General features: G+C 47.6%; 12 protein-coding genes. 2 read left to right on the top strand and 10 right to left on the bottom strand.

Annotated elements, in window-relative coordinates:
• Positions 1-2 precede the first annotated feature (2 nt).
• From ACMXI2_RS09040 to ACMXI2_RS08995, 10 genes are read right to left on the bottom strand one after another with little or no spacing between them, the layout of a single operon-like run.
• Positions 3-620 carry a TMEM175 family protein gene (locus ACMXI2_RS09040; protein ID WP_483781364.1) on the bottom strand — a complete coding sequence of 206 codons (618 nt, stop codon included), beginning with the start codon at positions 618-620 and terminating at the stop codon, positions 3-5.
• A gap of 35 nt (positions 621-655) precedes the next feature.
• Entirely contained in the window at positions 656-2020 is a 1365-nt protein-coding gene (locus ACMXI2_RS09035) for a sigma-54-dependent transcriptional regulator (protein WP_483781363.1), read from the bottom strand.
• Positions 2017-4290: a tetratricopeptide repeat-containing sensor histidine kinase gene (locus ACMXI2_RS09030; RefSeq protein WP_483781362.1), complete on the bottom strand. Its 2274-nt coding sequence runs from the start codon at positions 4288-4290 to the stop codon at positions 2017-2019. The genes ACMXI2_RS09035 and ACMXI2_RS09030 overlap by 4 nt, the downstream gene beginning before the upstream one ends.
• On the bottom strand, positions 4287-4982 hold the full coding sequence (locus tag ACMXI2_RS09025; RefSeq protein WP_483781361.1) for a YoaK family protein: 696 nt from the start codon (positions 4980-4982) through the stop codon (positions 4287-4289). Before ACMXI2_RS09025 ends, ACMXI2_RS09030 begins: the two co-directional genes overlap by 4 nt.
• A gap of 44 nt (positions 4983-5026) precedes the next feature.
• Complete coding sequence (locus ACMXI2_RS09020) at positions 5027-5500, bottom strand: Dps family protein (RefSeq protein WP_483781360.1); 474 nt, start codon at positions 5498-5500, stop codon at positions 5027-5029.
• Between the two features lie 6 nt (positions 5501-5506).
• Positions 5507-5941 carry a DoxX family protein gene (locus ACMXI2_RS09015; protein ID WP_483781359.1) on the bottom strand — a complete coding sequence of 145 codons (435 nt, stop codon included), beginning with the start codon at positions 5939-5941 and terminating at the stop codon, positions 5507-5509.
• Between the two features lie 10 nt (positions 5942-5951).
• Positions 5952-7832: an amidohydrolase gene (locus tag ACMXI2_RS09010; RefSeq protein WP_483781358.1), complete on the bottom strand. Its 1881-nt coding sequence runs from the start codon at positions 7830-7832 to the stop codon at positions 5952-5954.
• Between the two features lie 11 nt (positions 7833-7843).
• Positions 7844-8605 carry a M17 family peptidase N-terminal domain-containing protein gene (locus ACMXI2_RS09005; protein WP_483781357.1) on the bottom strand — a complete coding sequence of 254 codons (762 nt, stop codon included), beginning with the start codon at positions 8603-8605 and terminating at the stop codon, positions 7844-7846.
• Between the two features lie 18 nt (positions 8606-8623).
• Positions 8624-9988 (bottom strand): alginate export family protein, encoded by a 1365-nt coding sequence (locus ACMXI2_RS09000; RefSeq protein WP_483781356.1) that lies wholly within the window; start codon positions 9986-9988, stop codon positions 8624-8626.
• Positions 9989-10040: 52 nt separating this feature from the next.
• Complete coding sequence (locus tag ACMXI2_RS08995; RefSeq protein WP_079467887.1) at positions 10041-10673, bottom strand: hydrolase; 633 nt, start codon at positions 10671-10673, stop codon at positions 10041-10043.
• A gap of 300 nt (positions 10674-10973) precedes the next feature.
• On the opposite strand from ACMXI2_RS08995, the gene ACMXI2_RS08990 reads away from it, so the two are divergent.
• Positions 10974-11534 carry an RNA polymerase sigma factor gene (locus ACMXI2_RS08990; RefSeq protein ID WP_483781355.1) on the top strand — a complete coding sequence of 187 codons (561 nt, stop codon included), beginning with the start codon at positions 10974-10976 and terminating at the stop codon, positions 11532-11534.
• Between the two features lie 87 nt (positions 11535-11621).
• On the top strand, positions 11622-12662 hold the full coding sequence (locus ACMXI2_RS08985; RefSeq protein WP_483781354.1) for a FecR family protein: 1041 nt from the start codon (positions 11622-11624) through the stop codon (positions 12660-12662).
• Positions 12663-12665: the final 3 nt, after the last annotated feature.

Below are 12665 nucleotides of genomic sequence, written 5' to 3'. Positions count from 1 at the left end.
AACTACTTCCTTTTAAGTTCAAGCTTACCAGAGGTGTAAGCCCAGTAAATCCATAAGGCAACACAAAGAAATAAAGCGGCGGTGGGTTCCACAAAAGAAAGGATAAAAGCCAGCGTATGCACCGGGATGCCATATAGGTAATTTCTTTTTATACGCTTAATACCTTCATCAGTTATATCCGGTCTTAATAGTTGCCTGTCCTGGCTCGCAATCCACCAAAGCAGGTTAAATGCCAGGTTAATGCATACAAATAAAGCGGTGTAGATGGCCACTGCAACATGAACCGATGCCGTATGATAATAGCTGGAGAGTAATGCGGTAGGATAGGAAACGCAGGTAGCAAGGAATAAGATAAGCCCATTGGCAAACATCAGCGGGGTATTGCGCCGGTAGATCTGCTTGAAGATTTTGTGATGGTTGACCCACATAATAAAAATACTGAAAAAAGACAGGCTGAAAGCCAGGAAAGAAGGCCATTCCGCCGCCAGCTTTTTCAAAAGTGAATCTCCTCCCCCGGTTTCCTCCATCAATGGCACATGCAGTTCCAATACCAGTAAAGTGATAGCAATGGCGAAAACCCCATCACTGAAGGCTTCTATCCTCGTTGTTTCTTTCTCCATGTTGCTGAATTCAAAAAATAATTGTGCAACAAATACTATTTATAACCGGATTCAATTCCATGTTTTTTCATTTTGGAATACACTGTCTGCGCAGGTAACCCAAGCATTTCGGCAGCGCCATTAACGCCTGAAACCCGGCCTTTGCACAGCTTTAACGCATTCATGATATGGTTTCTCTCCATCTGTTCCATCGTTTCAAAAGAAGTGGAGCCGGTATTTTTTTCGAGATATACCGGCAGATCAAAATCGGTGATCTTATTGCTCATGGTCAAAATAACCTGCCGTTCAATGATATGTTCAAGCTCCCTGATGTTGCCCGGCCAGCGGTATTCCATCAGCGATTGCATGGCCTCCCTGCTGATTTCAGGTACTGGTTTTCCCAACACCAGCGCAAATTTTTTGAGAAAATAGGCGGCCAGCAATGGGATGTCTTCCGTCCTTTCGCGTAAGGGCGGCAGCTCTATGGGAAAAACATTCAGCCGGTAATAGAGGTCCAGCCGGAACCTTCCTTCGGCCACTTCCTTTTCAAGATTACGATTCGTTGCCGCAATTACCCGCACATCTACAGGTACAGGCATATCGCCGCCCAGGCGGGGCACTTCCCTTTCCTGTAATACGCGCAGCAACTTCACCTGTGCGTCCAAGGGTAGTTCGCCGATTTCATCCAGGAAGATAGTACCTCCGTTAGCCTGCTCAAACTTACCAATCCGTTTCTGATTAGCGCCGGTGAAGGCTCCCCGCTCATGGCCAAATAGTTCTGACTCCAAAAGAGACAACGGCAACGCTGCACAATTGACCGTTACCAGGGGTTTATTTTTCCGGCCGGAGGCCCTGTGAACAGCCTGTGCAAACCTTTCTTTACCGGTTCCGCTTTCTCCCAACAGCAATACGGAGCTATTACTACGCGCTACTGCACCGATCTTTTCAAGGGCTTTTTTCAATGCAGCGCCCTTACCAATAATATCAGGGAAATTATTTTCATTATCGGTTACAACAGCCTGGTTGTTTTGAACAGCACTATGTTCTGCACTGTAACGGTACCTGGCAATGTCCAGCATCACCAGCAAATCCCGCTCGCGGAATGGCTTCACAAGGAATCCATATGGCTGCGTTGTTTTCGCGGCTTCCAGCGTAGCCTGATTTGTATTTGCGGAGATATATAAAAATGGTTTTTTCTGCAGAAACAATTCTTTGGCCAGTTCAATCCCTGACACAGGCGTCTTCAACGTAATATCGAGCAGCACCCAGTCGGGATTTTTAAGCGCAATCAGCTCCCGGGCCTGTTCAACAGAAGATGCAATACCACACATGGTATAACCAGCTTTGGCGAGCATAATACGCAGATCGTTGGCAACGATAAACTCGTCTTCCACGATCAATATTTTTTCCTTTAAACTCATCCTGCGGACGTTTTAACTGTTATGGTACTAAAGGTCCTGCATTGAAATAATAACCTGATATTTACTCCTCTGCCGGCGGCAGAGGATATACTGAAGCTGCCATCGAGCTGGCCGGAAAGTCCGTGCATCAGGCTCATTCCCAGCGATTGCGTGTGCTGCGGGTCCTGTTCCTGCAAAAAGCCAATGCCGTCATCTGAAATCAGCAGCAAACAAGCCGCTTCGCCTGTACTTTTCAATGAAACACGAATGTTACCCCGGTGCTCCGCCGGAAACGCATATTTGATCGAATTGCTCACCGCCTCATTGATGATCAGCCCAATGGGCACCGCCTGAATGGCATCGAGCAACAGCGGATCGGTTTCTGTAGTGAAGGAAATTCTATCTGTTTTCTCAAACGATTCCTGCATGTACCCAATCAGTTCCCCGATGTACCATTTCATATCAATCTTCCCGAGATTATCAACCTGGTAAAGCCGCTGATGAATCAGCGACATGGCGTACATACGGTGCTGACTGTTGCGGATAGCGGCTATTGCGTCTGCGTTATCAAGATATTCAGATTGTGTATTGAGCAGGCTGATCACAATCTGCAGATTATTTTTAACACGGTGATGTACTTCTTTCAACAGCCATTCCTTTTCTTCCACCACTTTTTTCAACACTTCATTCTGATCGTTTATTTCCCGTTGTTTGCTTTCCAACTCCAGGTTGGAACGCTTCTTGAGCCGGTAGCGGTTATACATTAACGCGGAAAAAAGCACCAGCATGGCAACGCCCGCAGCGAAAGCATTCCGGGATACTTTTTCGTTCTGCAACAACACTTCCTGTAACTCACTTTTCTGCGTAAGTAATTCTATATTCTTATCTTTTTGCCTGGTTTCAAACTGCAATTGCAGCATTCCCAGTTGTTTAGCCTGTGCAACACTGGTCAGGGAATCGGAAAGTACTTTATATTGCCTGAAATGGCTGATAGCTGAGGAAAGATTGCCCATCGCCGAGTCTGTTCTGTAGGACAGGTACTCGCCTTCTACCTGCCGTACCAGCCCCAATGATATACTGTCCCTGTAATAGGCGTAACTCCTGAGATAGGGAATTGTTTCAGTAAAGCGGTCAACTGCCTGCAGATAATAAATAATCGCCAGGCGCAAAAGCTGGCTGCTTCTGTCGGATATCCGGTGATGCTGATAAGAGCTTACCAGGCGCCTGAAGTAATAGTCCGCTTTATCAAACTCCCTGAGCGCCACATAGACCTTCATATAGATCATTGGTTCCAGCATCCGTTCCATCTCACTGGTATAGGCCCCATATCGTGTGCTGACAAACAATGTGTCAAGGCTTCTTCTGTACATACCCTTATTACGACAGGCGTCCGCAATATTGATAAGCATGGTTTTAATAGTCACGGTATCCCGGTTGCTCCGGGCCAGTACCAGGGCTTTATTGAAATAATCAATTGCCTGATCGTAATATTTAATGCTGTAATAATTCAGTCCAACACGGTTATAAACGGTGGCCATCAGTGGTCCTGTATCCTTCATCTTCTCCCCGGCTTCTACCGCCAGCAAATTATACTGGAGTGACTGGGCGAAATTGTTTAACTCGTGATGAGTTTCCGCCATAATCGAATAAATTCCCTGTAAGCGCGGATAACCGGTTTGCTGGTAAACGGCTAAAGCTGCGGTTAACACCTCCAGCGCCTGTGTAAACTGCCCGTTCAGCAGTAGCAGATCTCCCACAAACTCATTCAGTTTTGCTGCAGAAAGACTGTCGCCCAAACTCTGGTAAATACCTATGCCCTGCCTGTACAGGCTGATTTTTGTTGGAAGATCTTCTCCAGAATTGGAATAGGTACCTCCTAATTCCACTATCGCCTGTGCCTTTAACCCGGGTGTTCCGTAAGCACTTAAAAGACGAACTGCTTCTTCACTCGTCTTTCTTCCATCGCCGGCACGTCCGGATTCCCGGTAGGCTTTTGCCAGTAACAGTTTACTGAGCCCAAGCCCCACCGGGTATTTTAGTTCATTACTTAATGTTTCCATTTGGCCCGCGATACGAAAAGCCATTTTCATATCGGAGTCCAGTGATTCCGGTTTATCCAGGAACGACTCTCCCATCTTCATCCATGCTGTAATGGTAGACGTATCTCCTTTGCTGCTTTGCACCAACCGGCCTATTCTTTCGGGACCAGCTGATTGCGCGCCCGCAATGACCGGGAGTATCACAGCCAGTCCGATGGCCATCCATATTTTTCCGGGAACACCTTTCCTCATTGCTCAAATTTACGCGCCATTGCTTCTCCCTGCAAATAACAAACAACAATTGCCACACCCGGCAGCAAAATAGCGCTAAGGCCCAGCCATTTTGCCATTATTGCGCCTATCACGCAACCCGCTAAAAATCCCCCGATGGTGAACACCTGGCCCTGAAAATCCTTCCATGCCAATGCATCGCCACTCCGCCCCTTCCGGATCAGGTTTCCCAGATCCAGCGACGCCTGGGTAACATTCCCCGTCATCATGGTGGTTGGTCCGTGTGTTTCTTTGGCAAATAATTTCCCAAAAGCATTTTGCAACCCCATTGCTGCCGCGGTAGTCATTACAATTGAATAGATCATTACTTTTTCTTCCCCTCCCGTTAACATGGGTAGCAAGATAGCACCAATTCCGCAAATCATTAATATAATGCCCTCTGCGAGAAGTATTTTGTACTTTCTCTGCGTTTGCTCAACCACCCATCCACCGGCCATTACAGCGAGTACAAACACGGGGAACGTTACTAATTTCATCCACGAATCCATGTTATCGCCCCCCGCAGCAATCTGCGCAGCAAACACAATAAAATTGCCGGTCACGTGTGCAGAAAAAATACTATCCCCCGATACAAAGGTGGCTGTATCACAAAAGCCTGCTACCCATGCGAGTAAAAATGTTACCCAGTTAATATTGTGTGTAGCCTCTGTCATGTTTTAATTTTGTGATGTTTAAATTCCTTTTGATCAGCAGCCGCCTATTCAAGGTGCGCTCTGAGCATCCAGGCCATTTTTTCATGCTTTTCCATTAACCCGGTGATGTAGTCACTGGTTCCTGCATCATGAAACGCGGTTACATACCCGTCTATATTCTCCCGCAGGTGGATCAATATACTTTCATGATCCGACAGCAGTTCTTTGATATGCCCGGTCGCATCATTTTTTTCCCTCGACTGTTCCGTAAGGTGTGTCAGACTTAAAAATTCCTTTAGTGTGGCCGGTGGAAAATGTCCTAAAGACCTGATCCTTTCTGCCATATCATCCACCATTTCTTCCATCTGCCCGTACTGCGATTCAAAAAATAAGTGCTTACTGTGAAAATCCGGGCCTGTTACACACCAGTGAGCTTTGAGTGTTTTGGTGTAGAGAACAAATTCATCTGCCATTATTTTTCCCAATGAATGGGCTACGCCGGAAAGGTGTTCTGGTTTAATGCCAATGCGTGTGATCATTTTCTTTTAATTAAATAGTTGAAGCAATAAAAAGTTATCCAAAGAATAAGTCCCGGCGCCGAGCGCCAGTAAAAAAAGTAAGGAGAGCGTGTACATATAGGGTACATCGCGTACTTCCAGGTTGTCATTCCGGTGTACTACAAAGTAACCGATGGCGGTAACCCCTATTGTTGGCAGGATCACCAACCGGGTGCCAATGCCGAGCATCAACAGGAAAGGCACCACGGTATCTGAAAATGTGGCCACCAATGCGTTGAGTTTCTCCGGTAAATGGAGCGGGTTAGGTACATGCTCTTTTTGCCCGTCCACCACGCGAAACTTTTTCATGCCGTGTACCCTGAACAGCTCCAGTGCCAGCAGGCAGCGGAACACCAGCATGGCAGCGTTATTCCAGGTGCTGCCCAGGTCGGAGTAAAGGATGGATATGATAATATCGTTCATAATATGCGCGTTAAAATGCAAAACAGGAGCAGCCAAACGCGCCCCAGAATGCGGTGTAATTATTAACCGGGATGTTGCTTTTACGGGCAATATCATGATGATGGCCGTGAACATCACAACTGCCTTTGCAGCTGTGTATCCCGGCAGCCGCCACTGCTTCAGCGCCTGATGCCTTGGCAACAATGGCAGCATCTTTATAGTAACCCGGGTAATTTTTTACGGGCGACCAATCAGGCAAAACAGGTATCGTTGGCGGAGCATGCGTGGCGAAATCATCTTTGGCGTATACAATCTTTCCGCCCACAATGGTAAGGATGGACTCAATGGATTTAATCTCTTCATCGGGTACTTCAAAAAAGTCGCTGTCCAGTACTGCCAGGTCGGCAAATTGTCCTACCCTGATACTGCCTTTCTTTTGCTGCTCGCCGGAAAACCATGCGCTCCCCTTTGTATACAGTTCCAGTGCGGTTTCCCGGCTCAGTTTATTGGCATCGCCATACAGTTGCAGGCCTCCCAGGGTTTTACCGGCTGTGAGCCAATACAAAGCCACCCAGGGGTTGTAGCTGCTCACCCGCGTGGCATCCGTTCCTGCGCCCACCGGTACACCTGCCTGGAGCATTTGCTTAACAGGCGGGGTATGTGCAGCAGCGGCGGCTCCATAACGATCGGTAAAGTATTCGCCCTGGAAAGCCATCCGGCTCTGAATGGCAATGCCCCCGCCAAGTTCCCTTACCCGGTCGATGTTGCGCTCATCAATGGTTTCAGCATGATCGAAGATCCAGGGTAGTCCGTCAAAAGGAATCTCCCGGTTTATCTTCTCAAATACATTTAAAAACCGGGTAATGCTTTCGTTATACGTGGCGTGTAAACGGAAAGGCCAGCGCTTTTCTACCAGTAACCTTACTACCCGTTCCAGCTCCTCTTCCATTGTATCAGCCAGCTCCGGCCGCGGCTGAAGAAAATCTTCAAAGTCGGCGGCAGAAAACACCAGCATTTCACCGGCGCCGTTGTGACGGTACATGTCGTCTCCCTGGTGAAGGGTTACGGAGTTGGTCCAGTTTTCAAAATCTTCGCGTTCCTGTTTGGGCCTTTGTGTGAAAAGGTTGTAGGCAATACGAACCGTCAGTTGTTTTTTCTCATTGAGGTCGCTGATAACTTTATAGTCATCCGGAAAATTCTGAAATCCGCCACCAGCGTCTATCACGCTGGTGATGCCAAAGCGGTTTAACTCGGTCATGAAGTGCCGGGTGGAATTTACCTGGTGTTCGTACGACAGCCTCGGTCCTTTGGCGAGTGTGGAATACAGGATCAGGGCATTGGGTGTTGCAATCAGCAGCCCGGTGGGGTTACCTTTCGCATCTTTTTCCAACCTGCTTCCCGGCGGCGCAGGCGTATCTTTTGTAAATCCAACTGCGCGCAGCGCTGCACGGTTTAACAATGCCCTGTCGTACAGGTGCATGATAAACACCGGCGTGTCCGGCGCAATGTCATTGATCTCATCCAGGGTGGGCATTCTTTTTTCCGCGAACTGAAATTCAGTCCATCCCCCTACCACTCTTACCCACTGTGGCGAAGGCGTCAGCGCAACCTGCACTTTCAGCATCCGCAGCGCATCTGCCAGGGAGGGAACGCCATCCCATCTTAATTCAAGATTATAATTTAGTCCGCCCCGGATTAAATGGATATGTGAGTCATTTAATCCCGGGATCACCCTTTTGTTTTCCAGGTTAATCAGTACGGTGTCCTGGTCCTGAAACCCGTTCAGCACCGTAGCGTCGTCCCCAACAGCTATGAATTTGCCTTCTTTAATAGCTACTGCTGTTGCTGCAGGCTGGCGCCGGTCTACGGTATGGACCTTACCGTTATAAAGAACTAAATCGGCCTTTTTCATTGTAGTCTGTTTTAGTTATGAAATGAAGCAATGGCTTCTTTGATTCCTTCGCCGGCTGTGACGAAAAATGCGGGGCCAGCAAGCAGTATTACTTTGGTTATTTTTTTGGGGGCCGCTAAATTATTTTTATGGAGATAAAGCTGCGTTCTGTATGCTTCAATGATGCCTTTAGTGACATTGCCCGCAACCAGGGCGGTAGGAGAATCGATGCCGCCATCTTTGATGTCGCTGGCAAAAGAAAAACTGCTCACTCCTAAATTCAGTGCTTCTCGCGTAGCTACACTTGCCACTGAGGTCATAAGGTCCGGGGTAAAATTATTGCGGTTGCCCATACCGATCAATAATAACCGGGGCGCTTTCAGCGCGCCTTTGGCGGGGGTAATCAATATGGTTTCCAACGCATGCCCGGCAAACTTCCCGGTTTTTCGCAGTTCCGTAATTTGTCCGTGCAGTGCCTCATCGAGGTGCACCATGCCATTCAGTGCTGCCGGCAATGCAGGCGGATTAAAAATATCCCCTTCCGTGTACTCGAATACACAGGCCACCTGCAAAGGAGATTCTGCGGCAGAGGGGCCCTGTACCAGCCCTTCAAAGGCGATGCCGTCTACCTTCCCCCAGATCTTTGAAGTGCCCACCGGCGTTGTTTTCACGGTGGTATCTGCGGTTACAGCCTGTTGGGCGTAGGCGGCTGTTCCCGACAGCAACATAAACAGTACCGGCAAGAGGCTTCTTTTTATTGCCCGCAAACCACGATTGTTCTTATAGTTTCTCATGATGAATATTTTTTTTCATTAAAATTTGAACGCCACCCTGGTGTTAATGAATAAACCGTCCTTATGATCTTTGATCAGATCATCTATAAAAGCGCCTGTCTTAAAATATTGTACACCGGCATTCAGTGAGATAAACCTGTTCAGCGTGTATACAGCACTAGCCAGGTAAGCGGTGCCGATATATCTTTTTTTGGAAGATGAACCTGCGAGGTTAAAATTGCCACTGGGGCGATATACACCATCCTGCAGGGAATAACGCCAGTTGAACACCACATCTGCCTGCAACACCAGGCGGGAGCCAGGATTCACCGTGGCGTAAGGATGGATGTCAATGAGATTCACGGGGCCTATCTGCGGACTGAATCCAAAATATCCACCTTTGGGATACAGCGGGTTAAAGGTTCCCAGTTTGCCGTCTCCTTTGTTGCGGTCGCCGGAGATGTAGTCATTACGCAAATTGATCGTTGGCCTGGCTTTTACAGATTCAAACATATAGCCGATATCTGCGGATGCGGTCCAGGCGTTGATATCAGCAGCGCCAAACTTCCCAAACTGCCAGGCCGCCTCAAAATTGTAGATGAAGCCGCCGCCGTATTTCCAAAGCCTGGCGCCCAGTGTATGTCTTACTTCCTTTGCAGCTCCCTCTTCAAAAACCGCGAGATCCCGCCGGATGCCCAGGTAATAAATATCGAGGTTACCTGCCCGGGGAAAAATGCGTTTGGCGTATAGTCCCCACAGGTTCACCTGTTTGCTGGTTTTATTGTCGAACGCGCCTGTGTTCACGGTGTCCGCCGCCATAGCGAATGCGTCTGCGGTAAAACCCGCAGCAGCATACATCAGTTTAAGACCATCAAAGTAAAGCCGCAGGTTGGGTCCTTCGCGGACAGAGATCAGTCGCCCGCTGCCATAGTCCAGCTCCTGGCGGCCGGCGCGGACAGTGAGACTTTTTGTATTCCGTTTATACAGCTGTGCATCAACAAAGAGATTCTGGATATTCAGATGATCTTCATCAATCGGCCTGGGACCGTTTTTACGACCTCCTTCCCAGGCGCTTCGCAGCTGCGTGAACACCCGGATCTTTTCTCCAAAGTGAACGTCGGCATAAAGGTCGTAGCGCTGCAATAAGAAATTATTGTGACCTGTTCCCAGCCGCCCCCAATCTTCATCGTGAAAATCAACATATTCCCACCTCGCCGATCCGCCAAAAGAAACGTACACGTTATTTTTAGCAGAGAGTGAGGTATACTTTATCTTATGATAAAAAGTGGAAGCAGAATCACGCAGGTAGGCATAATTCTCATCAAAACGCATCAGTTTAAACGATTGCGCATAACCTGCATGGCCGATCAGCAAGAGCATGATCAGCACCGCTGACTTTTGCAATAAATAGAAATTGGAAACTCGCAAAGCTGGTAAAGGATTTTACAGAAGATAATTAGTGTTTGAGCATGTGGTGGGCATAATGAATGCCGATACCGTAGGAGCCGCCATACTTTTTCATCAGATCAGTAACTGCTACATAAGTTTCCTGCCTTGCCCAATCCCTTTGCAATTCCAGCAGGTACTGAATGGAGGTAATAGGTTTAACGCCTGCATGTACCATGCGTTGTACGGACCGCTCATGCGCTTCAGGGCTAACATCGCCACAGGCATCGGTAATAACATACACGGTATAACCTTCTTCTATTGCCGACAGCGCAGGGCCTACGATACAAACGCCCGTCCAAAGGCCCGCAAGTACCAGCTTCTTTTTCCCCGTGCCTGTAATGGCTTTATACGCTGCTTCATCTTCCCAGGTATTCATGGATGTGCGGTCAATATATCCTGAAGTAGCCTGTGGGTAAAATTCTTCTATTTCAGGAAATACCGGGCCTGAAAAACTCTCTTCGGCCACTGTTGTTACAATCGTAGGGATATTAAAGATCTTTGAAGCGCCTGCAACAATAGCAGTGTTGGTTCGCAGTTCGCTGAGTGGAATGCTTTTGGTGGCAAAAGCCATCTGGCCTTCAAAATCAATTAATACCAGCGCATGGTTTTCGGGAGATAATAGATTGGGAGATGGTTTCATAAATTAAATAGTTTTTGCGCGCGGTAAGACAACAAAGATGCCACCTCACAAATAACTCATAATCAATATTATAATCGCATCTATTTAATAAAAAACATACGACATATCGTAAATTTATGATCGTACATAAATACAGGGCGGAAGAAGTATTTCTGTTCACCGGGCATTCAATATCTTCTCCAAATCATCTTTAAAGTTTCTCCCGATGAGTCGGCGTTTTTATTTTGTATTTGCCTTTCCCGGATTTAACGTTGGAGTAACATTGTCCTGCTACTTTCGATAAAATAAATGATCACCGCTTTGAGTTCCTTTTTAAATCCTGTAGACGTGATAGCATTTGATAGCATCTATCATCAGTATCACCATGCCGTTTTTAAGAACATCTGCCGGCTGGTTGACCGTCATGATATTGCGGAAGATATCCTGCAGGAAGTATTCCTCAGCTTCTGGGACAGCCGCCACCAGCTGGACCTTACACAGGGCGCCGGCAACTGGCTGTTTGCGGTTAGCTATAATAAATCATTACAGTACTTAAAGAAGCTGGCCCTTGAAAAGTCAAAACTGTCCGTATATCCTGCTATCCGTGATACAATGGAAGATGATAGTCCAGGCCTCCGGGAAAGCCGGCTGACGCTGATTGACGAGGCTATCGAAAATCTTTCTCCCCGCAAAAAGAAAGTGTTCCAGCTATGCCGGCTGGAAGGTAAAACCGCCAATGAGGCCGCCCGGATCCTCGGCATTTCACATCATACGGTAAAAGAATATCTTCAGTCCTCCTCCGAGTCCATCCGATCTTACATTGCCGCTAACCAGCCTACCATACCGGTTTTGGGAGCAATCTTCCTTACTATTTACCTGTAACAGGAACGCCTCCTTTTTGTTAACAATTCCGTAACCTTCATCTCCCCCCTCTTTTTCCCCTCTTCTTACTTTTTATACCTGAAAGACATGAAACATATTATTGCACTGATACAGAAAATAAAAGACGGAAAGGCTACCGCGTCTGACGTGGTACTCCTGGAAACAATGCTGGAGCAGGAAGAAGATGCAGTGCTGCGGCAATCACTGCGGGAAGCCTTCGACCGCACAGTGGCCACCGGCGAGCAAACGCTGACACCTGAAAAAACCGCCTCCATATTAATGCAGCTCCACAACAGGATGGGAGTGCAGGAGGCGCATATACAGCGTTTGCCGGTACGCAGTCTGCGTAGCAGGTTACTGCCATACGCCGCAGCTGTTGCCGGATTGATGCTGCTGGCGGGCCTGGCAACCATGTACATCCATCTGCAGAAAAAAGGACATAACAATATTGATGTAGCGCAGCAGCACCTGAAATTCATCCGCAACACTACCCTCAAAACAGTGACCATCACTTTGCCGGAAGGTTCCCTGGTAACAATGGAACCCGGCGCCGCTTTACTTTATGCAGATAGCGCTGTACGCAATATCACCCTGCAGGGTAAGGCTGTTTTTAGTGTGAAGGCAAACAGGAATAATCCGTTTACTGTGTATGCCGGCAATACTGTTACGATGGCATTGGGAACCTTGTTCACAGTAGATGCGCAGCATCCGCAGATGGTAACCGTAAAACTGGAAACGGGTAAAGTACTGGTACGTACAAAAGATGGAACTACTAAAGAAGACATCTATTTGCAACCTGGTGAAGAATTTCATTTCGACAGTACCCTGCATCAGTATTCAGTAGCGAAAGCGCCGGCGGCCGCACGTTCTGCCAAAGGAAATGCTTACACAAAACATGCGGTACTGATGGCATTCAATAATGCGCCACTGGACAGCGTACTCGGTAAACTTGAAACTGCTTTTGGCATCAACATCCGTTATGAGCACAGCGATGTTGACGGCGCTTATTTCACCGGCCAGATATTGAAAACAGATTCATTACAGAATATCCTGGAAGTTATTTGTCAGCTAAACAACCTGGAACTTACGCCGGGAGAGGGAAATATGTCAATCAGGAAGATCAGATAAAAT

The sequence above is a fragment of the Chitinophaga sp. G7 BAM 1005 genome (genome assembly GCF_057126945.1).
This window is presented reverse-complemented; position numbering and strand designations above follow the sequence as displayed.